18 protein-coding genes and 1 tRNA gene are annotated in these 21690 nt (G+C 43.3%); 14 read left to right on the forward strand and 5 right to left on the reverse strand.

Annotated features, from left to right (window positions below):
- On the forward strand, window positions 1-252 hold a 252-nt coding region (gene flgM / locus CXF82_RS03625; RefSeq protein ID WP_102043670.1), incomplete at its 5' end, for a flagellar biosynthesis anti-sigma factor FlgM.
- A 44-nt stretch (window positions 253-296) separates the two neighbouring features.
- A complete protein-coding gene (locus CXF82_RS03630) occupies window positions 297-722 on the forward strand; it encodes a flagella synthesis protein FlgN (RefSeq protein ID WP_102038510.1) in 426 nt (141 codons plus the stop codon).
- Between the two features lie 577 nt (window positions 723-1299).
- On the opposite strand, the gene CXF82_RS03635 is transcribed toward CXF82_RS03630, so the two are convergent.
- Together CXF82_RS03635 and CXF82_RS03640 are read right to left on the reverse strand one after the other, a co-directional pair.
- Window positions 1300-1755 (reverse strand): LPP20 family lipoprotein, encoded by a 456-nt coding sequence (locus CXF82_RS03635; protein ID WP_101092244.1) that lies wholly within the window; start codon window positions 1753-1755, stop codon window positions 1300-1302.
- A complete protein-coding gene (locus tag CXF82_RS03640) occupies window positions 1756-2385 on the reverse strand; it encodes a FlgO family outer membrane protein (RefSeq protein ID WP_101092245.1) in 630 nt (209 codons plus the stop codon).
- Between the two features lie 497 nt (window positions 2386-2882).
- Here CXF82_RS03640 and CXF82_RS03645 point away from each other — a divergent pair, with 497 nt between their 5' ends.
- The 3 genes from CXF82_RS03645 to CXF82_RS03655 all read left to right on the forward strand — a co-directional run bounded on the left by CXF82_RS03645 (window position 2883) and on the right by CXF82_RS03655 (window position 5901).
- Window positions 2883-4049: a flagellar assembly protein FlgT gene (locus CXF82_RS03645; RefSeq protein WP_102043671.1), complete on the forward strand. Its 1167-nt coding sequence runs from the start codon at window positions 2883-2885 to the stop codon at window positions 4047-4049.
- 83 nt (window positions 4050-4132) lie between these two features.
- Window positions 4133-4208, forward strand: a tRNA-Arg gene (locus tag CXF82_RS03650).
- Between the two features lie 691 nt (window positions 4209-4899).
- Window positions 4900-5901, forward strand: coding sequence for a putative porin (locus tag CXF82_RS03655; RefSeq protein ID WP_102043672.1), 1002 nt, complete (start codon window positions 4900-4902; stop codon window positions 5899-5901).
- 125 nt (window positions 5902-6026) lie between these two features.
- On the opposite strand, the gene CXF82_RS22250 is transcribed toward CXF82_RS03655, so the two are convergent.
- On the reverse strand, window positions 6027-6200 hold the full coding sequence (locus tag CXF82_RS22250; protein WP_180961161.1) for a hypothetical protein: 174 nt from the start codon (window positions 6198-6200) through the stop codon (window positions 6027-6029).
- A 74-nt stretch (window positions 6201-6274) separates the two neighbouring features.
- Here CXF82_RS22250 and CXF82_RS03660 point away from each other — a divergent pair, with 74 nt between their 5' ends.
- Complete coding sequence (locus CXF82_RS03660) at window positions 6275-7093, forward strand: DUF2797 domain-containing protein (protein ID WP_101092248.1); 819 nt, start codon at window positions 6275-6277, stop codon at window positions 7091-7093.
- Between the two features lie 217 nt (window positions 7094-7310).
- Here the strand turns inward: CXF82_RS03660 and CXF82_RS03670 are convergent, their stop codons facing one another.
- Entirely contained in the window at window positions 7311-7880 is a 570-nt protein-coding gene (locus CXF82_RS03670) for a DUF4136 domain-containing protein (RefSeq protein ID WP_232775080.1), read from the reverse strand.
- Between the two features lie 240 nt (window positions 7881-8120).
- Window positions 8121-11030 (reverse strand): M9 family metallopeptidase, encoded by a 2910-nt coding sequence (locus CXF82_RS03675; protein WP_102043674.1) that lies wholly within the window; start codon window positions 11028-11030, stop codon window positions 8121-8123.
- Between the two features lie 753 nt (window positions 11031-11783).
- Between CXF82_RS03675 and CXF82_RS03680 the strand changes: the two genes are divergently transcribed.
- The 8 genes from CXF82_RS03680 to CXF82_RS03715 all read left to right on the forward strand — a co-directional run bounded on the left by CXF82_RS03680 (window position 11784) and on the right by CXF82_RS03715 (window position 21679).
- Window positions 11784-12377 carry a LysE family translocator gene (locus tag CXF82_RS03680; protein ID WP_102043675.1) on the forward strand — a complete coding sequence of 198 codons (594 nt, stop codon included), beginning with the start codon at window positions 11784-11786 and terminating at the stop codon, window positions 12375-12377.
- A 20-nt stretch (window positions 12378-12397) separates the two neighbouring features.
- Window positions 12398-12961 carry a DUF1415 domain-containing protein gene (locus tag CXF82_RS03685; protein ID WP_101092252.1) on the forward strand — a complete coding sequence of 188 codons (564 nt, stop codon included), beginning with the start codon at window positions 12398-12400 and terminating at the stop codon, window positions 12959-12961.
- 42 nt (window positions 12962-13003) lie between these two features.
- Window positions 13004-13768, forward strand: coding sequence for a ribonuclease H family protein (locus CXF82_RS03690; protein ID WP_102043676.1), 765 nt, complete (start codon window positions 13004-13006; stop codon window positions 13766-13768).
- A 423-nt stretch (window positions 13769-14191) separates the two neighbouring features.
- Complete coding sequence (locus CXF82_RS03695) at window positions 14192-14611, forward strand: hypothetical protein (protein WP_101092254.1); 420 nt, start codon at window positions 14192-14194, stop codon at window positions 14609-14611.
- Window positions 14612-14749: 138 nt separating this feature from the next.
- Complete coding sequence (locus CXF82_RS03700) at window positions 14750-16123, forward strand: leucyl aminopeptidase family protein (protein ID WP_101092255.1); 1374 nt, start codon at window positions 14750-14752, stop codon at window positions 16121-16123.
- 510 nt (window positions 16124-16633) lie between these two features.
- Entirely contained in the window at window positions 16634-17068 is a 435-nt protein-coding gene (locus CXF82_RS03705; RefSeq protein WP_102039420.1) for a hypothetical protein, read from the forward strand.
- Between the two features lie 142 nt (window positions 17069-17210).
- Complete coding sequence (locus CXF82_RS03710; RefSeq protein ID WP_102043677.1) at window positions 17211-18083, forward strand: hypothetical protein; 873 nt, start codon at window positions 17211-17213, stop codon at window positions 18081-18083.
- A 23-nt stretch (window positions 18084-18106) separates the two neighbouring features.
- Window positions 18107-21679: a zinc-dependent metalloprotease gene (locus tag CXF82_RS03715; RefSeq protein WP_102043678.1), complete on the forward strand. Its 3573-nt coding sequence runs from the start codon at window positions 18107-18109 to the stop codon at window positions 21677-21679.
- Window positions 21680-21690: the final 11 nt, after the last annotated feature.

Here is a 21690-nt window from a genome sequence, read left to right on the forward strand (position 1 = left end):
TCTGCATCACAAAGCGCGACAGCTGCGCCAGTGCAAACTGCGGTGGCACAAAAAACTGACTCGGTGTCAATTACACCGCAGGCACAACAGATCCAAAATGTGCAAACTAAGATTGCCGACATGCCCGATATTGACCAAAAGAAGGTTGATGAAATTAAGGCTGCAATCGCTGAAGGTCGTTACAAAATCGATCCAGAAAAGCTTGCAACTAATATCGCAAACTTCGAGAATGAACTTAGCGATTTAAACTAATGTCTCCGCAAACCGCGGATTAAGGCATAAAAGATAAGGCCATTATGACTAATTTATCTCATCTATTGAGCTCACAACATACCGTGTTGACTGAGCTTAAAGCCGTTATTAGCCAAGAAACAAAAGCGCTACAGTCTCAAGATGCTGACACATTGTTGTCACTTGCCAGTACTAAAGCGACCTTACTTGACAGCCTAAAGCATAACGATGAGATCATAGCGACTCAGCCAGATAAAAGTACATTAAAGACCGACGCCACATTATCTCAGCAAGTTAGTGAAGCAAAAGCCTTGCTAGCCGAGTGCCAACAGCTCAACGCTGAAAACGAGTCTTTAATTGAATTGAGCTTAGCCAGCTTAAATCGCTTCTCTCAGGCGCTGCAGGTCAGTCGTAATTCAGCCAGCCTCACCTACGATGAAAAAGGCCGCACATCCAGTATTTCTAGCTTAGGTAATAATTTAAGTGCTTAGAAGCCGGTAAAATTCGATAAAAGCTAAGACGGTAGATGCCAAGACGGTAGATACCAAGACGGTAGATGCCAAGACGGTAGATACTAAGACGGTAGATACTAAGACGGTAGATACTAAGACGGCAGATGCCAAGACGGTAGATGCCAAGACGGTAGATGCCAAGACGGTAGATGCCAAGACGGTAGATGCCAAGACGGTAGATGCCAAGACGGTAGATGCTAAGACGGTAGATGCTAAGACGGTAGATGCTAAGACGGTAGATGCCAAGACGGTAGATGCCAAGACGGTAGATGCCAAGACGGTAGATGCCAAGACGGTAGATGCTAAGACCGTAGATGCCGAGACGGTAGAAACCTAGATCGTTAGCTTTATAGCCTTAATAATATTAAGTGACTAAAACCCTCAAACTACTTCTAACACTCTTTTGATCTTCCCTGCTCGAACCGTCCTTGCTATGCCGTCCTTGCTATGCCGTCCCTGCTTGTACCATCTCAGCTCGAATCGGCTTTAAATCGACTTAAAATCGGCTCTTAACCGATTATCACCGTCTCAGCCCGAACCGACTTTAAACCGGCTCTTAAAAATAAGTGATCTCTTTTACCTTCTGCGAGCGGTTTTGCTGCTGGTACAAAGCCCAAACTTGTTCAAAGTCCAATTCCAACTCAGTGACATAATGCTCGCCTGCAGGATAACTATTGACCACTCTGGCACCACGGATCACACCAGAAACTGAAGCTTTAATGTTATCGCTCGACAACATCCAATCACTGACTTGGCTTGACGCTGCCAGGTGTTGTCCGTAGACCTGCTCGGCCAACTCGCGATACGCCGCAATTTTTGAAGCTTGCATCGCCATCAACACCCGTTGAGCGGGGTCGCTTGAGGGTTGATTCGCCAGCGTGGCATAACCAATTGCGGTTAACGTCGGAAAAGACTCAGGCGCTTCGGTCTCGTACTGCACATAACGATCCTGCGCTGAGCAGCCACCTAACACAACCAGCAATAACGCCGCACATACCATAATTGCTTTCATCTACTGGCCTCCTTCAATCGTTACCGTACGTTGCCCTGAATTTTCAGAGCGATACAACAAACCGTTTTCAGACACCACTTTTTGCGAGTGAGTTAACATGCCCGGCATTGCCGCAATGGGTACAAAGCTCTGTGCCACAGACACCACACGGTTATTGCTCACATCAACAATGCGGCTATAAATAGCCACACCCTCTTTGTCTGGGCTCATGGTGGTAACCACAACATGCCTAACGTCGATATCGCTGGGTAACTGCTGCCAATCTCGGCTCAGGATAAAGTCACCGGCGGGCGTCACTCGTAATGTTTCAGCCACATTCATGTCGACCAAATTAAATTGATGATCATGCAATGCCGCAATGAGCCCTTGCTGATACTGTAAACCCAATTCATTGGTGGTCGCTAAATCTGACAACATCACTGGCGTTGCCACTAATAACGGCTCTGTAGGCTTTAAACTGTCATTTTGCCTAACTAACTCGTTCACCATCTGCTGTGACAGATAGTTAATCGATGCTAAATGCGGCAAACCATTGCCGCTCACGAGCGTCTGCTGATCAGATGCTACAGGTTGCAGATTTTCACAGCCAAATAACAGCAGTAACGGTAGCAAAATCAATGTCTTATACATCTTTTTATTCCTGTTATACAGACACAGAGATTGGCCTATTCAACCCCAAGCGCTTTGCTTTAAGTCAGTAGCAGCGTGCTTTGCTCAAACGGCGGCCAATCGAAACGAATATGTTTATCTAATGCTGTTATCGGCGCTCGCATCAATAACTTTATGACTAATACTCATCGCTATCGCTTCATTCATTTCTAATCACTCAAGCATTGCACTTCTAGTGACACTGACTAAAACCAGACTCGCTATTATCTCGTTGATGCACTTTGAACTGAAAAGCCAGTGCCTTTCCCAATTGGCAACGTGTTTAATGCAATCGCTATCTATTTAGTCTAATGCCCATGAATCTAGTACCATCAGCAATAAAGGGCATAGATATTGCTTATTAGAAGCTTATCGATTCAGACTGTCATTTTGTCGGCAAACCATTGCCTCCTCTTTTTGGCAAACAGTCACCTTTATAATTACGCCTTAATGTTGGCGTAAAGACTTGGAAAAATAATATGAAACTTGGCTCATGCATCATCAAGGTTATTCTCGCTTGCTCTTTGGTTCTCACTGCACCCGTGCAAGCAAAGTGGACCCAAGCAACAGGCCAAGCCAAGATTGTAGACAATAACCTTGCTAAAGCCCGAGAAGATGCCATAGAGCAAGCAATAAGCTATGCCACCTTGAAAACAGGCGCACACTTTTCAAGTGAACAGACCGTCAGTAATGGTCAACTCGTGAATGACAGCTTCACCCTAAGCCGCAATGTACAAAGCCAACAGGTTGAGATGGTCAGCGAGCTGGTAGAAGACGGCTACATAACAGTGAATATTCGCATCGACATGATTGAACCGTTTGAGCAGGCCTGCCAAGCCAGTGAGCTAAAAGCCTCTATTCTGGTACCGCAAGCCTCAATAAAAGACCGTTCACAACTCAGATACGGTAACCTAGGCCTATTCGAGCAAAACCTGTCCGAACAACTCGCTCAAGTGATTGAAGCAAACTCAAGCAGCAGCTTTACCCACCTGCATGCAAACGAGCGCTTAGATGTCGACCAGACGTTAGTGGATGTTCGCGGTTATAGGCTGCCAAGCTGGTTAGGTGAAATTACCGACAGCCAATACATACTGCTGCCAGAAATCATCGATATATCACCCGAGCCATCAACCCGCACTTTTGGCTTGTGGGAAAACGACCCCATGCGAGTGTTTCAGTTTAAGTTATCGCTGTTTCATGCGATTAGCGGGGAAAAGGTCTGGAGTAAACAATACTCGAAATCTGCTGAATGGGAATTTTCACTGCAGCAAACCGTAAACTCCAATAGTGACCAATTCTGGCGTTCTGAATATGGCGCCATGATTAGCACTGTATTGCTCGACGCTAGCCAAGATATTGACCAAGCCCTTAACTGTCGACCCTTGTTAGGCCAAGTGATTGCTAAGCAGGCTAATAGGATCATTCTCAACATAGGTCGACGCAACGGTATTCGTGTCGGCGATACACTGCAATTGGTACTACAACAGAATATGCCCGACAGACTGGATAACATGCGTGCAGTCGCTGGAAAGAGCAAAGCAACTATCACTATCGACCAAGTCACCGAAGAAAGTGCCACGGCTGTGCTTAAAGGCCTCAGCGCATCACTTAATATTCAGATCAATGATCTGGCCATAAAACTCTAACCGAACAATAAACAAGCAAATGAATTCAAAGACTTTATATGTACTCTGTTCATCTGGAGTAAAACCAGTATAATCACTGACGTCTCCCTATAGCTCAACAGGATAGAGCAGTCGCCTCCTAAGCGATCGATCGGGGTTCGAGTCCCTGTGGGGAGACCATATATATATAAGATTCTGTATATGCAATTCAACAAGTTCCAGTTTCAACAACACCTGTGCCGTCATAACAACAGCACGCTTTAGCACTTTTTTTATCCTCTCTCTCAGTATTAGTGTTGGCATTAGTCGAGTAACCTCAGTTTTACGCCGTTAATCCCTGCTGTTAACTAAAAACTGTAAACTTTACAGCCTAGCCATTCCCAAACGCCTTATTACCTAAAACAAAAGAATCTTTTGCAGCTTATTGATTCGACACTCACCTTAACAAGCAATAGCGGTCTCTATATCTGTATTTGAAACGAGAAAAACCATCGCTTATCGAGTCTTCGTTCTTTGACACCTGTAGTGATCATTCCAACAGACACCTCTCTGGTTAACGTTGCTGACAATGAAAGCAACCCAAATGGATCAAGCCGTTGTTCAGGGAATAGAACAGATTTAAGCTCACATTCTTGGGGTTTCTGCATATAAAATGGGGGGGTCAACAAGAACCTCCACACCTAACTTTTAATAAACACTTACAAATAAGCTTAAATATTAATTAGTTACACTAGATTCATTATTCAGGTATATTGTGCATGACAAGGAAGCTGTCATTTCGTTAAAAGGATTTTAATCATATAAGAGGTGACACCTCTTAATACTTTATCTTATCCAGCTTCCTTGATAATAATTCAAACAAGGAAGTCATATGAACAAGAAAACCCTATCTCTTGCAGTACTATTAGCGCTTGTCGCTACGTCTGCCAACGCAAACGATAACTCGAGCAATACTTATCAGCATGAAGCCAATGTTACTTTTGGTAGCCACACGGATAATTTTGATAACGGACTCTGGAGCTTAGATTATCGTTTTTACTTTAGCCCTGTCGATACTGATAATGGTCCCTACGCACTCAATGGTTTTCTAGCACAAGAATCTAATCTTGGCGCACAATATGCTCAAATTCGCACACTTGATAACAGTGCTCTTTATCGTATCGACGGCACTTATGTGATTAATTCGAAATGGTTTGTCGCCGCCAATTACAACGAAGTCGACTTCGATGACGAAGGGGCGCTAATTATTTCTCTAGCGGATGATATGTCTGAATATGGGTTTAGCTTAGGTTACTATTTCAATCCGACATCTGAATTCTCACTGTCCTATCAAGCTGGCTCAGCATCTGGCAGTAGCTCTTTTGACAATGATATCTACTCCCACTCAGCGAGTTCAGAATCCGACAATAAAAAATACTCTGCTCAAGTGCATAGTTTTGTTCCATTAGCATCATTTTCAGGCTTGGATTTTCTCGCCAAATGGAGTTATATCGACAGCAGCTATGATTACAGTCGCGAAATGACAGATAAAACAAGCAATGAAATCATTGAACGGAATTATCAATCAAAGACTGATAGTGATAACAACATAGTGAACTTAACGGCTGATTGGTACATTACAAAGTCATGGTCTGTTGGCGCTGGTTATTTATGGGGTCAATACGATACGAAAAGTCACTACGTCAATCCTGATGGAGATTATCAATTTAGTCATGATGACAGTAACAGCTCCTACTCTATTTCAACTTCATATTGGTGGCAGATATCACAACTCTTTGCCGCTAATTTCAGTGCCGCAAAACAGTTTGGTTTAGATGGGGACAACACCCCCGATGGTTTTGCGATTGGCGCCTCTATAAACGGCCGCTTTTAGTCCCAGTGACATCCCACTAACATGACTAAGTTAGCGGGATGTCTTTTAAACCGGCGCGCTATTCACTCCTTACTTAGCATTTCGAATAACCTTCGCTGTAGCTCTGCCTGTTCTAGATAATGGTGTCAATCAAACATCAAGTCTTTAGCTATCTGGCAGACAAAATCACCACAATATGCGGCTGCACAACCAGCTTGCTCTAGTGTGCCAAACAAACTGCTTCGAACAAGACCACTACCAAACAGATCGAGTAATAACATAATCGTTATCGATTTACTGCGTGTTATCTCTTTTAGCAATCGAAAAAACCATTCCAAGACGGGTTTAACATTCTGTTAGACTAGAGCCAAATACTTATAAAAAATGAAATGTCATGCTTGGAACACTCAGAAAAATGCGCAGTCACCTTGATGAGAATCAGTTGGTGCAATATCAATTACCCGTCGGCGATGAGTTACTCGATTTAAATCCACTTATTGGCTCTGAACTTACGCTGACCCATACAGGGAAGATCCTCTGTTGTAACTGCGGCAAGAAAACGAAAAAGAGCTACTCGCAGGGCCATTGTTATGTGTGTATGCAAAAGCTCGCTAGCTGCGATATGTGCATCATGAAGCCAGAAACGTGTCACTTTGCGGCGGGAACTTGTCGCGAGCCATCTTGGGGAGAAGCTAACTGCTTTGTACCGCATTATGTCTACCTGTCTAACACTTCGGGCATTAAAGTGGGCATCACTCGCCATACCCAATTGCCAACACGATGGATAGATCAAGGCGCAACTCAAGGTCTACCGATCTTTAAAGTTGAGACCCGTTTCATCTCAGGTTTAGTCGAAATAGCCTTAGCGGAAATGATTGCAGATAAAACCAATTGGCGCACCATGTTAAAGGGCAATGCTGACAATTTAGATCTCAAGCAGCAAGCCGCGATCTTAATCCCACAAATCACTGAGCGTTTGGCTGAAATCACCGCTGAACATGGTGAATTTGCAGTGTCAAAACTTGATGAGCCCATCCAACAGATCCACTTTCCAGTGAACGAGTTTCCCACTAAGATTGCCTCACATAACTTTGATAAGAACCCTGAAGTGTCGGGTGTTTTAAAAGGTATTAAAGGTCAATATCTGATCTTTGATACTGGAGTGATCAATATTCGTAAGTTTGGTTCGTATGAAATCAGCGTAGCTTACTAAGTTAACTTGCTGAATCTTGGGGGCTTACATTCGCACTTACATGATCGGCACAACTAAAAACGCCCTGCAACTGCAGGGCGTTTTTATGGATTTGATCATCGATTAAGTCACTTGAGGCAATTAATTCACGCGACGTCACTCGTCTTTTGGTTAAGGCATGACGCTTTAAAGGCGAGCACATAGCCGCATTAGTCAGAGGCCGTATGAAAAGTTAATCTTATACTGTCGGGATCGGTTTTAGCATTCGCGATAATAGCTGCTCAAAGCGTTGCTCTCTCTCTTCGGGTTTGTTATCGAGTTCGGTAAAACCTTGCGCTAATACTCGCCAAATTGGCATAGGACTATACGGCGAAAAGAAAGCCACCAGTACCGAACCTTTTTCATATTTATCATCAACCCCATGGGTTGATAATCCTGGCACTAAACCCGCTCTTTTTAAGATCTCTTTATCATCCATTTCAGATTCAAGCGCTAAACCAAAGCCAACGATAATACTGGGTGTTTCATATTGAGTCGCAAGACGGTATCCCTTCGCTTGCAATGCTTGAGTTATGGCGTGGCGCATATGTGCAATCACGACTTGGTCATCAACTTTGTCGCTCGCGTGAACCGCAGACATCGTTGGGTGCCAACCGAATACTTTTGAAGAACTAGTAAGCAGAGATAGATCCCCGCTAGTGACCATAGTGGTCCGAGTGGTGGGGATATCCGTTGCTGCAGAAGTGCTGCAGCCCGATAACGCCATTAACCCCATCAACATAACTGCTACATAGTTTTTTATCATCATGTTTTAAAATCCATCTCTAAGATTACGTCACAGATTAACATTTGAAACATTAACCTAACCTGACCTAAAAACAATTGCACCCATTATCTGTTCTAGCTGTCTCTATCACGAAGCCAATAACAGCATTTCGCTGAGGAGACTGGGCTGCGATACTTTGTCGAACACAATAAAAAAACCGACTCATAGTGAGTCGGTTATTTTTTGGATCTAACTATGGAATATCAATAACGGGTTAAGTCACTATTTAATATCCACAACTAAGCTTGCACCGTCACTTGATGGTGCGCCATCTGCACTAATGTAGTACCAACCTTCAACAGGCGCTGTAATCGTAAGACTTTCTACGTTACCTTGGCTTTCAGACTTCACCTCATACGAGCTTGAATTCGCCCAAGATTGGCTATTTCCGTAAAGGTTTACATCGCCCGTACCATGGCCACTTGCCACACTAATCTCTTCTGTTCCCGAGGGGACATAGAAGTAATAGCTTGAGTGCCCATCGGCAATACAAATTGCTGCACCGTACTCCACACTGCCATAGCTATAGGGAGATTGAGTTGCACAAGCATCTGCAACAGCGACGGGGGTTATACCTACGTCGCCGTCAGTCAAACTAACGTTTAGGCTAACACCTTGATACTCTTCGCTGGCAACGAGGCTGATATAGACCCAACCACGGTTAGCAATTACATTTAGCTGTTCATTATTGCCCACTGTGTCAGCTTTTGCGGTGTAAGCCGATGGCTTTGCCCAAATGTTTTGGTTGAAGTAAACATCGACATCACCTTCACCACCAGCAGTCGAGATATAAAGCGCGGTATTGTCTTCTTCGATGTAGGTATAGAAGTAGTTAACACCATCGCCACTAACACACTCGATCTTATCTTTGGTTAAGTTTCCATCACTAATGGTTGCCACGCCGCAATGTTCAACGGGTTCAACAGGGCCGTCTGTGTCGGCATTATCACCAATACCGTCACCGTCAGAATCGGCCCACTCTGTGGGATCACTTGGGAACAGGTCACCATTGTCACCGACACCGTCACCATCGCTATCTACAGTTTCATTTGGATTTGATGGGAAAACATCAGCGTTATCACCAACACCATCGCCGTCAGTATCCGTGGTTTCGCTTGCATCAAATGGGAATGCATCTTGGCTGTCAATCACGCCATCACCATCTGAATCCACGGGGGCTACAATACCGGTATCGATTGAATCGTCATTACTGCCTACAGACGCCAACCAAGTATTCCATTCACTGTTATAGTTTTGACCCACTGTATTGTCGATATAAGCCAACCAACCTTCAGCATCACCGCCACGAGCAAGCACCAGCAGTGCATCTACGTCCGTTCTGTGATTTTCAAATAAGAAACGTACCGCTAAGTAGCCCCAGCTATAAACACGCTCCGAACCAGAGTCATAAGTATTAGACAAAATTTCACTTAAGCTGTAAGCCTGAGAGCGGCCTAAATCGATAGCACCGTCATTACGATTTTGCTTAGAAATATATTCAGCTAATCCTTCAGACCACCAAACAGATTTACCCGTATTAATATCGAAGTAATTAAATGCACCATATTGATTAAATCGGCCATCGAGGTAGTGCACGTATTCATGGCGCAGATTCCACACTAGAATTTCATCTGTCCACGTTGCCTCGTGAGCAATAAATCGAGCTTGGTTACCGACTTCAGATGGCGTGCCTTCCAAGTACATACCACCGTTGTCAGTGCTAATACCAAAAATCACCCCCGCATACTGGGCATAATCATCATAGCTATCGAAAATGTTCACTTCTAAACTTTCATTTAAGTCATCGGCAACAGGCTGATAGCCCGTGGCTAACACATTATGAAATAGCGATTCTTCACTGCCCATTAGATCACAAGAGCTTTGCAGTTCGTCGTTTGAGAGCTGCTGCGCGCGAATATAAATCGTGTCACTACAACTGTAGTTGATTGGTAACGCTGTTTGTTCTAACTCTTTTTCCCAGCCACAAATACCAAACTGCTCACACTCACCAGGATTGTAATAATCGAGGTAACCCGCCCCATCGGCCCACTCAGCCGACATGCGCTCAAATTTGCTCATGTATAACTGCACGCCCTCGTTGAGGCGTGTTTTTAGACTCTCTGGCAAGTTCCAGTACTCTTGATATTCATAGAAGCGGCCAAATTCATGAAATGCGTCGGTCGATTCATATTGATAAGCTGAACTGTAAATATACTCAGAGGTGGCGATGTTGAGTAGCCCATCAATCAACTCATCGTGATCCATGGTCTTCTTGTTGTATTCTTCTTCCCAGCTACCGTAATAAAGCGTAGTAAGTGCACTGGTCAGTGCTGCACGGTGACGGTTACTTGCCAAAAAGTCTGCATTAAACCTCTGCAAATAATCGGTAATAACAGGCACACTTTCTAAGATATGATCGGCACTTGCCCATGAAGTGAAAAACTCCGACAGCGTATCGCCAGCCGATTGGCTAAGATCAAACAGATAGGGGTTCTTAGAATACTCAAGCAACGCACTGTAAATAGCATCAGCCGCTTGAGTGTCACTGTAAGTTAAGTCATCGTTATAGAACTCAATGTAAAATGCACCGCGTAAGAAGTAAAAAAGGTTACGCATTTCATCGCCGTTACGGCTGTCATAAGTCGCAGCCATACTGCTTACTTGATTAGCCACCGCTACCACATTTTCAGGTTGGTAAGCTGCAACGGATACGGCATCATTTCTTGAATAAAGCTCAGAGATACAAGAAAGTTCAGCTTGCCTAACAAAATCAAAAAGTGCTTGGCCACTTAAATCTGCAAATTCACTACTACAGGCATTATCTTCAGCTTCCGCTGTTGGACCAGATACACCCATCGGCCCTTCAATCTTTTTTGCTTGCTTACTCTTTGCAGGCATCTGTCGCTGACTTTTCTCAATGCCCTTTTTCTGACCGGGAATATTGGCCCCTTTTTCAAAACGGTTGTTGAGCTCTTTTCCATGCGCAGGCTTTGAAGCCTCTTTAGCAGTGGGGGCGATTTCTCCGTTCGCTAGCGCAGCACCAGGGAAAATGATGGCTGAGCAAGCTAATGCTAAAACGTGAATTTTAAACTTGCCTCGTTGAGCTTGAGGCTTAGATGATTCTATTGACATGTTTGACTCCAATTATTCGCGACTATGTCGTCAAACCACCTGATTCAGGGAAGTGATAAGCAGACTTTTATAGGGCATGACGTTGATATTGTTACTGCATTATTTTCATATTGTTAATCTTTTGTTAAAAAGATAATTAAGTTTATAATTTATACAGTATCCAAAATCAAGTGTAAAAAACGTACAAGAAGTGACAGATAGTCACATTTAACGATCTGCACTGAATGAACAGTCAAGAGTCAAAAAAATGACTGAGGTAGTGGGAGTTTGAGGATGGATAGTCAGCGCTTATAGCCCGTTATATTACGACAATGCTGGTATATTTATAGAACATCATACTTTCGTACTCAGGTTGTTAGTGTGCTTTTAGGCCACAAAAAAATCGTGAGTACCAACCAAAAGTAATAAGGAGTTCGCAATATTTATGAAAAATTAAAGTTGATGTTTTTTAGTGTTTTACCCTTGTAATGTTCCATTTCAATCAAGTGACTAAACTACATCGGTTAAATCTTCCCCAAGGTGCCAATAACCGATGTCAAAAAAATCACTCCTAAATATTCACTGCCAACATTCGCATAATAAATTAATGTTATCGACTTATTATGCAGCGTTGGTTTTTTTGTATTTTGTATATAACAAAAAGATATGGTTTAGTTGATTAATGGTAAACGACCTTAATCCACTCATAATGGTTTTGATCGGTGCACACGATCACGTTAGAATACGCGCCTTTCTATTCTGATTTTCGGACCTATGGAACTCATTTTAACGATTGCATTATTTGCATTCTCATCGGGAATAACACCTGGCCCAAACAATATTATGCTGATGTCATCTGGGGTTAACTTTGGTGTAAAGCGCAGCTTGCCGCATCTCTTCGGCATCTGCATTGGCTTTCCGGCAATGGTTTTAGCCATAGGCTTGGGCTTAAGTGCGGTATTTCAAAGTTACCCTATATTGCATGTCATTGTTAAATGTGTGGGCATTAGCTACTTACTGTATTTAGCTTGGCTGATTGCCAATAGTAGTGCCAAGATGAACGGTAAGGTTACCGTCACCCCGCTCACTTTTATCCAAGCGGCGGCGTTTCAGTGGGTCAATCCTAAAGCATGGATAATGGGCATTGGCGCTATAGCCACCTTTACCACTATGCAACAAGCACTTGCGCCACAAGTTATCACCATTGTCAGTGTCTTTTTCTGTGTTGCCCTGCCCAGTGCGTTTGTCTGGCTAGGGTTTGGCGTGGCATTAAAACGCATACTAAAGAATCAAAGACAGCAAAAAATATTTAACGTCAGCATGGCGCTCTTGCTTGTGCTTTCAATCATCCCTATGATCGCGCCATAACCCGCTATAGGCAGTATGTAATGACCAACAATATCGACCCAGAGCTGCAACAAGTCGCCACGCAAACCGAAAATTGGGTTAAGCAAGTGATTATGAAGTTCAACATTTGCCCTTTTGCGCGTCGTGAAGTTGAACGCGCGAGCATTCGCTATGCGGTTATCGATGAGTCAAAGCTTGATCAAGTGCTACAGGCATTGATCCAAGAGTGTATTTATCTTGATGAGCATAAAGAGGTAGAAACCACGCTATTTATCTTACCGCGCGGGTTTGAGGGCTTTTATCCCTATCTAGATCTTGTCGATATCGCCACTGACCTATTATTTGAACAGGGATATGAAGGGCAATACCAATTAGCGAGTTTTCACCCTGATTATTGTTTTGACGGCGAAGCACAAGATGCAGCTGCAAACTACACTAATCGCTCACCCTATCCAACGTTACACATCATTCGTGAAGTCAGCATGGAGTTAGCGTTAGCCAATTACGATGACCCTGAAACGATACCCGAGCGCAATATAGCCTTTGCCGAGCGTAAGGGCAGCGAGTTTTTTGTACAATTGCTAGCACACTGCAAAAAAAGTTAACAACAATAGCCCTTACGGGGGTGGTTAAGGATTAGAAACCAGATGGCAACAAAGTACTATGTAGTGTGGGCTGGACGTGAAACCGGTATTTTCACTAGCTGGGATCACACCAAAAAACAGGTCGATAAATTCCCTCAAGCCAAATATAAGTCGTTTAAGACCCAAGCTGAAGCTGAAGCTGCATTTAAGCGCGTTCCCAGCTATGGCGGCGCGGCGCAAAAAAAATCGACCACGGCTAACACTGGCCCAAAAACTGAAAAAGCCAGTAAAGCAATCGACCTAAGCCAACATGACGTATCGATTTTTACTGATGGTGGCTGCGAGCCAAACCCAGGTAAAGCAGGTTCAGGTATTGCAATCTATCAAAGCGGTGAGCTAACAGAACTTTGGTATGGGCTATTCAACGCCAATGGCACCAATAACTCTGCCGAGCTTAATGCACTGCACCAAGCTCTGCTGTTAGCGGACAAAGCAATTAAAGCTGATAAATCGGTACAGATCTTAAGTGACTCTCAATACTCAATTAATTGCATTACTAATTGGGCATATGGTTGGAAAACCAAGGGCTGGAAACGCCAAAAGGCGGGCGATATCAAAAATCTCGATATCATTCAACAGGCTCATGAACTGTATGACAATCTTAAAGAACAGTTGTCAATTAAGCATGTATCCGCCCATGTGGGCATCGAAGGTAATGAATTAGCTGACCGTATGTCAATTTATGCAATTGATAAAAAAGACAGCAAATTTTGCCGTTATCAAGAGCCGATCGTGTTATCAAGCATCCTCAGTCTGCGCACTGGTTAGCCTATCACCATCCTACCTGAAGATTCAGGATTCAGTGGGAGTTTAATGGGCTTTAATCACAGGTTCATTGCTCCAGGCTGAACCTAAGCACCTACATCCATGTAGGCGAGGCATTGATTGCCACTAATTGTCGCTCCCTTAGTAAAATCAATAACACAGAGTAAAGCCTACTCTTAGTATAAAAAGAATACCTATCGCAGAAGGTGTTGTGCAAGCCCACTTCGTTGTTGCACTTACTTAAAAGGGAATAACCATTTCTACGTTAATGCGCCTAGAATTGAACTCGCACAACGCCTCTGAAACGAGCATCTTCAAGATAGGATGGGGATATATAGTTCGCGGTCAGTTTAAATCCAACTAAACTGACTGTTATTTACCTTTCTTTAATAGGTTTAATCTAGCTGCTATGCGACAATCGCGCCCATGAATATCTACCTGCTTTTACACAAGGCTCCTATTCGCGTTATCCGTATTGGAAGGCGTCGTATTTGGCTGCGTATAAAACTGGATATGCTGGTTGTTAAAGAAGCCTTATCTCAGGAAAAACAAGAAACCAAAGAGATGCTGGTGACTTACAAACGCTATACTCGTAAGCAAGCCAGTAAAGAAGAGTTAGTCGAGGCCAATAAGCAATTCGCCGACCTACTCAAGGGCCTAGGGTTAGGAGTATTTGCCGTTTTACCTTTTGCGCCAATTACCATTCCATTAGTGTTAAAACTGGGGAAAGTGGTTGGTGTTGATGTGTTACCTAGCTCGTTCAATAATATGTCGGAGCGAAAAGCGAATGCGCGCAGAACCTCAACCAAAAACCGCGTTAAAGCCCACAATACCCAATCTAAATAACCTCAGCCCAAGCCACCTCGGTTCGACTTAAGCAATCTAAAACAATCACTGTAAAATCATCTCTTTTCTTTCTAGAAAGTGACTAGCCTGATATTCTTGGGGCTATCTTTTAAACTCGTCACTATAAAGAGTCCCTACATGAGTAATATCATCGTTTCAGGTGTTTCAGGCATTCCCCTTTCCATTTTTAACAGCGAAACATTTTCACAGTGGCGCGAAAAGCAAGCTAAAAGCGTGATCAACTGGCTAACCACAACCCAGTTTTCAGGCAAAGGTGTATGCTTAATTCCCAATACTGAGGGTGAATTATCTGAGGTCATTTTTGTCAGTAACAATGACAACTCCTACTGGCTTTGTGGTGATTTAGTCGGCCAACTACCCGCGGGGCAATACCAATTAACCGCTGACGAGAAACAGATTAAAACCGCAGCCTTTAGTTGGGGCTTAGGGGCTTATCAGTTTAATCGTTATAAAAAGAGCGATAAGCAGTTTCCAAAGCTTGTGGTTCCAACACAAGCTCAAGCCGATGAAGCCAATAAATTCATCCGCTCGGTGTCATTGGTGCGTGATTTGGTCAATACGCCAGCAGCCGATATGATGCCACAAGATTTGGCTGAAACAATGTCAGCAATGGCCACCGAGTTTGGCGGCAAGATCAGCCAAATAGTGGGTGACGAACTACTTGAGCAAAACTACCCAACCATTCACATGGTCGGCCGCGCGAGCGAGAATGCCCCGCGTTTAATCGACCTCACTTGGGGTGACGAATCCGCGCCTAAAGTCACTCTTGTCGGTAAAGGTGTGTGTTTCGATTCAGGTGGACTCGATTTAAAACCTGGCGCAGGCATGCGCTTTATGAAAAAAGATATGGGCGGCGCCGCGCATGTTATCGGTTTAGCGCAGCTTATTATGGCTAACAACCTGCCTATTCGTTTACGTGTATTAGTCCCTGCCGTTGAAAACGCTGTTTCAGCGAATGCCTTTAGACCCGGTGACGTGATCACCACGCGCAAGGGTATTACCGTTGAGATTGATAATACTGATGCCGAAGGCCGCTTAGTCTTGTGTGATGCACTTGCAGAAGCCAATAACGACAAACCTGAGCTAATGATAGATTTTGCCACCTTAACCGGCGCGATGCGCATTGCGTTAGGCACTGAGCTACCTGGGTTCTTTAGTAATGACGACCAAGTGGCTGCCGATATTACCGCCTCTGGTTTAAGTGTCGATGATCCTGTTTGGCGTATGCCTCTGCATAAACCTTACTTTGATCTCACCGGCAGTGATATTGCCGATTTAGCCAATTGTGGTAAAACGCCATTTGGCGGCGCAATCACCGCAGCGCTTTATCTAGAAGCCTTTGTTGATACAGACATTAGCTGGAGCCACTTCGATGTTATGGCGTGGAATAACCGTAAACTACCGGGTCGCCCAGTAGGCGGAGAAGCCTTTGGTATTCGAGCTGTATTTGATTACCTGCAAAATCGTTTCGCACCCGTTGATTGCAAGTAACGATTTGTAATAATACGATGCTTGTCATTCGACTGCCTATACAGGAAATTAAACTCCACTTTAAAGCAGCGCAATAACACACTGTAAAGTAATCATCCTTTACAGTGTGTTTCTTTAAATGTCTTTTATCTAAACGTAAACTCACCTACATTTTCATTAAGCCAATCGATTGGCTGACAACAAGCCTTTTTACCCACCGACGCACAGCAACAAAGAATATCACCTCTTACCCACTCGTTTTCTTAAAGTAATTTAAGCAGTAAAAACGTAAACGACATCAATTAAAGACCTCAAATGAAAGCGAATTGTTAACAGTCAGTTGGACATATTAAGCAAAACAAACTCGTATTAAAAAAATAACGTGATCTATACCTAACTCTCGATTCGACTGTTAATTAGCCATTGAAAAAACATTATTTATTTTCTATGCTGGGATTTGGTCCTAAATTCAAATGTATCAATTCGTATCAGTCATTATTTAGAGCGAATAAATACATCAACGAGTCTATTTTGAAGAAATTCAGCAGTGCTTTATCTTACATTATTATCTTGATTGCCATATTCATGGTCGGTCAAGTTATGTCGAGTAAGAGCGAAGTCGAGATTGCTTCATCTTCAAAAAACCAATCGTTACAGTCACTACATAAGCACGAAAACCTATTGTTTACAAAAGGTTTTTGCCTGCCTGAAATGGTGATCCTTGCACCACTTTGCCGTTTATTAACAATACCCGTTAATGATAAAGCCATCGCTAACATCGTTATTGGTATACAAGATATTGATCTAAATACACTATCTATTGAAGCAGCATTTTATTGTCTACTGCTCCTCTTTAGCAGCTATTTAATCGTTAAAAAATCAAAATTTAAAACGCCAAAAATTATTATAAATATGATATCGATTGTCCTCAGCTGGATAAAGCCGATTAAAGGTTGCCCTACTTAATTCACCTCAAATTATGTGTTTGCTCTAATCCACGACTAAACACCTATCAATAATAAGTAAATAGTTTCTCGATAACTTGGCGGCTGCACCGTTAGCTGAACAAGTTATGCCATCAACAACTGAACTCTCATAGGATGGAATAATGCCGTCACTGAATAACTGTGCCTTATTTTCGAATAAGTCCCGTTCAAAACATAAAAACACGTTAATTTACAGTACAGCTATCGGACTTTCACTGGCATTTACGTCTACCGCATTTGCTGATAATGAAAATGTATCCGCTGCGAATACGTCCAGCAAATCCCATTGGTCCGGTTACATCAGCGCTACGGCAACTAGCAATATCTTTGAACAATCTGCACCAAGTTCATACCAATCAATTAGCGGAAATGGTCGCATTGCTTACCGTGACGACTGGGGAAGCCTACGTGTATCTGTCGGTGGTGAAGTAGAAACGCACCACGACCAATCCTATTACTACGACACCTTTCTTGAATATCGTACACCGAGTAAGGAACTCGCTAATGATTGGACTCTGCTAGGCAGTGCCGGTGTATTTCTACCCACCAGCCACACCAGCCAAGAAAACAAACTGCAAGCGGCGCCAAGAATCGCGGGTTACCTATTTTATAGACCGAGCAAAGACTGGAATTTTTACCTATCTCCCAGGTTTAAATACAACGCATATAAATATGAAACCGGACGCCAAGGCGAACACTTTGTAGAGCACCAGATTGACATATTAGCCGATGCGACTTGGCAGTTTATAGACAACTGGTATGTGGATGTCAGTGGCTCATATCGCATGGCAAAAAGCTTCAATACTAATCGATATGACAACTTATTTACCGCGAGCGAAGAGATAGGCTGGGAGTTTTCTCCCAGTTGGATCGTCGCAGTAGGCCATAACAACAGTGGCGGATTCTATGACCCAGAAAGAGGTCAATCACATAGCTTCGAGCTTTATGACAAGCGAAGCTCAGTTTTTTATTTGTCGATGACAAAATATCTATAACAGTAATTTGAGGAGAGGTTTTCATGAATAAATCGACCATAACGTTGGCCGTACTAAGTGCGTTTGCACTGAGCGGCTGCGGGGCAGATGAACCGTATCAAGAAGTAAAAAAAGACGAGAAAATGGTTTCAGTCCAAGATCTCAAAAATGCTGCGACTGACAATACCGTCACGACAGGTCAACAAACAACAGCAACTTCATTATCTGAGTTAGCGGTAAAGCAGCCAGAACGCCTGTTTTTGTATACTCGTAGCTTAGGCGATGCGCCAAGATATTCAGCTCCAATTCATGGGTTTTCTCAAGGCGATGAAAAACTCGTGACCTTACGTATGACAGAGAATGGCATACAGGTCAGACAAATAGATAGAGACAACATAGGCTTAGGCCATGAATCTCGCTATGATAATGAGTATAACAAGGCACCAGTATTAACTATTCCAGGAAATTATGTCGATTTCCAATGTGAGAAAGACAACTGGGATGATTGCACCAACAAAGAGGAGGAGATCAATGACCGAAACGTCACATGGGATCAAAAGAAGTACTTCATTCCTCACTTTGAAGCCGCGAAAATTGCTGAAGAGAACTACACAGATCTTGTGACATTCAAACAATGCACCACTGAGACCGAATCTGCACATTTAGTGAAAGACGGTAACTGGCAAGGTTATGAGATGGACTTGAGCACCGGAGTGATCAATTTTGAAATTGAACACACCTATCAAGCTAACCCTGCCTGTTTTGGTCAATTTTTCAAAGGCAACTTTGACAACTTATCTTTTACGACCACAGAATATATTTCTATCGTTGCACTTGATCAACTCGCGAGCAAAGACTTTGACGTTGTGCCCTACAGTGAAGATGAAAACGGTAGCTATGGCTTCTTTAGAACCCAACATAATTACCGCGATGGCAACCACTCTGACGGTACCGACGGCTATGTACGTCAATACTTAAATCACTACAATCCTAAAAAAGAAGCTATTACCTATTACCTCAGTAATAACTTTTTTGAAGATAAAAACAAGCCATTCTTAGATGCTGCCAATGAAAGCATCACGGCGATGAATATTCAAAATAAAATGTTCAACACCGGTTTGCCCCCAATCAAACTAGCGCAAGCGAGTCAGCATCGTCATGGCGATCTGCGTTATAGCAACATCACCCTATTTGATGAGCCACTAGATAATGGTTTAGCGGGTTATGGCCCATCTGCTGCCAACCCACTGACCGGTGAAATCATTAGCGGTCGAGTCGATCAGTACAGTGCCAACTTAGAGCAAGGATCTACTCGTTACTATCGTCGTGTTCAACTCGATTATAACCGCGGTATGCTCGATGCTAATTCGGTAAAAGCATTAACGGGTGTTGACTATACGTCGTCACCAGAAGCGCTAGCGCGTGCAACCGCAGTTGCAGCCAACAAGCTAGTGGCTGAACAAACTGCGACAAGTGACAACTCAATGGCGCAACAGCCATCGCAAAAAGAGCAGCCACAAGCGTTAATACCTGCACTTTCCACCACTGATGCCAATACCGCATCATTTGAAGAACTTGTTAGCCAACAAAGTAAAACGGAAGACTTTTGGGCTGAACATAACCTAATGAGTGTCAACGAAGCCTTTGGTTTAGGTGGCGGTGCACTGCGAGAGCTGCCAAGAGGCATTAAAGGTCATGAAATTGACTGGACAGACAGCCAGTTCTGGGTCGATGGTAATGTCGGTGATCAGTTGAAAGACATAGAAAAAATGCCCACTGCATTTCAATCAGAGCTTGTGACTAAGCTTGCGGCGCAAGCCTTCGCAGGCACCTTAACCCATGAACTTGGGCACAACTTTGGCTTACGTCATAACTTTGCAGGTAGCCGAGATCAAGCTAACTTTTTTAACGAACAAGAGATTACTGATTTTCAAACTGCCTTTGCCGCTGCTGGTTACCCCAATTTAACCGCAAAAGCTGACTTTTCCAGCCAAATGGATTATAACGCCGACCGTTTTGCGACCACATATCAAAAGTACGATCTTGCTGCACTACGCTTTGGTTATGCACGTAATGTAGAAACTGCCGATGGGTCTTTAGTCTCACTAAAAGAGCAAGATGCGAAACGTCGTGAAGAGTTAGCAAATGGCAATCTTACTGGCATAACACAATATGGTGCACTGCATAATGTTGCCGCAGAAAATGACCTGCGTTACTTTGCCTTTTGTACTGATGGCCATGTCTCATTAAACAGTAACTGTAATCGTTTTGACGCAGGGACAAATAATGACGACATCGCGCAATATTATGTCGATAGATACTATGATAGTTACGACACAATGAATGTACGCCACAACCGTCAAACACTATTTGAAGATAATGTACTGCCCTACACCATTAATCGTTTGCAAGGCTTTAATGATATTCGCCAGTTCGTCGAAGACACGGCCACAGCTGAAGAGTTATTCTCGTTTGACCAAAATGGTTTAGCCGATTTCTGTCCGTCTCATCAAGCTTATTGGTTCTGTGCGTCACAGCGCGCAGTCAATAAAGCAGCTGATACATTTTTAAAAGTTGCAGGCTTGAATGACATTAATCTACATGTCACCTATAGAATGAAAAGCGACAACAGTGTTGGCTTAACCAAGGTTCATTCACTAGAAGATGTGCTATCACGTATTTACCGCCTCAATGGGAGTCAGCTAGCGGAAGGTATCGATATTGGCAAAATCATTACCCATTTTGACCAAGATCCACAGAAGCTAAAAGAGTTACTCATTAAAGCGGATTTAACTCCTGCCTACCAAGATAAAGTCATTGCTGAAGTAACGGTCAATAAAGGCCACCTGCTTAATGGTCTTAAAGCACCACAGTCAAACCCAAATCATCCTTATGTAAATGAAAGAGATGTATTAGGAATGTGGCCTGACAAGCTATTAGCGGTTCGCCAACTATTGACACGTACGTCGCCAAGAAGCACCACCGGGCGCACATACTATGCATTGGCAGATACTGCAAAAGTACATGACCAACTTGAGAATATGCTGTGTCAGATGACAATGGGAGATACTGTAAACTCAATCAACCGCTACTTAACTAAGCCAGTGTTAACCGAATCCTGCGGTGACGTAAACCCTGAGTATTACACTCAAGATATTGATTACGCTGACCAACAGATTGAAGCATTACCCAGCTATGCGACCTCGTTAGGTCGATATTTTGGATTTACTCATCGTTCAGGAGAGATGAAGGGTAAGAGTAATTTACTGCAAATGATGTTAAAGCAGGTTGTACTTGCTTCTCATGACAATGACTACCGCGGCGAAGAAAAAGCACGGGTGTGGCGCGAGTTTGCAGGTATTCACTTAGCCAATGATGCAGTAAGTTCGGTGGCGACAATTTCGTTACAGGGCAAAAATTATGCTGCAACGGCTGAAAATACCTTAGCACTTGAGTTGATTGAGCAACTGACTAAATTGAATGCTTTGATCACTGATAGCCCAGGCTTGATGAACCATGTTATGAACGCAGATGGTGCGACTTTCAAAGAGCTTATTGTTGACCCTCTTATTGCCAGAGATGAGCGAGTGTTGACCTATCTTCCAGTCATATCATAAAAAGCTAAATA

The sequence above is a fragment of the Shewanella sp. GutDb-MelDb genome (genome assembly GCF_002836075.1).
GTDB lineage: Bacteria > Pseudomonadota > Gammaproteobacteria > Enterobacterales > Shewanellaceae > Shewanella.

Bases quoted from the DNA above. Each gene is read 5' to 3' on its own strand.
- CXF82_RS03630 (WP_102038510.1), top strand. From the start codon at position 297: ATGACTAATTTATCTCATCTATTGAGCTCACAACATACCGTGTTGACT.
- CXF82_RS03635 (WP_101092244.1), bottom strand. From the start codon at position 1,755: ATGAAAGCAATTATGGTATGTGCGGCGTTATTGCTGGTTGTGTTAGGT.
- CXF82_RS03640 (WP_101092245.1), bottom strand. From the start codon at position 2,385: ATGTATAAGACATTGATTTTGCTACCGTTACTGCTGTTATTTGGCTGT.
- CXF82_RS03645 (WP_102043671.1), top strand. From the start codon at position 2,883: ATGAAACTTGGCTCATGCATCATCAAGGTTATTCTCGCTTGCTCTTTG.
- CXF82_RS03655 (WP_102043672.1), top strand. From the start codon at position 4,900: ATGAACAAGAAAACCCTATCTCTTGCAGTACTATTAGCGCTTGTCGCT.
- CXF82_RS03660 (WP_101092248.1), top strand. From the start codon at position 6,275: ATGCTTGGAACACTCAGAAAAATGCGCAGTCACCTTGATGAGAATCAG.
- CXF82_RS03670 (WP_232775080.1), bottom strand. From the start codon at position 7,880: ATGATGATAAAAAACTATGTAGCAGTTATGTTGATGGGGTTAATGGCG.
- CXF82_RS03675 (WP_102043674.1), bottom strand. From the start codon at position 11,030: ATGTCAATAGAATCATCTAAGCCTCAAGCTCAACGAGGCAAGTTTAAA.
- CXF82_RS03680 (WP_102043675.1), top strand. From the start codon at position 11,784: ATGGAACTCATTTTAACGATTGCATTATTTGCATTCTCATCGGGAATA.
- CXF82_RS03685 (WP_101092252.1), top strand. From the start codon at position 12,398: ATGACCAACAATATCGACCCAGAGCTGCAACAAGTCGCCACGCAAACC.
- CXF82_RS03690 (WP_102043676.1), top strand. From the start codon at position 13,004: ATGGCAACAAAGTACTATGTAGTGTGGGCTGGACGTGAAACCGGTATT.
- CXF82_RS03695 (WP_101092254.1), top strand. From the start codon at position 14,192: ATGAATATCTACCTGCTTTTACACAAGGCTCCTATTCGCGTTATCCGT.
- CXF82_RS03700 (WP_101092255.1), top strand. From the start codon at position 14,750: ATGAGTAATATCATCGTTTCAGGTGTTTCAGGCATTCCCCTTTCCATT.
- CXF82_RS03710 (WP_102043677.1), top strand. From the start codon at position 17,211: ATGCCGTCACTGAATAACTGTGCCTTATTTTCGAATAAGTCCCGTTCA.
- CXF82_RS03715 (WP_102043678.1), top strand. From the start codon at position 18,107: ATGAATAAATCGACCATAACGTTGGCCGTACTAAGTGCGTTTGCACTG.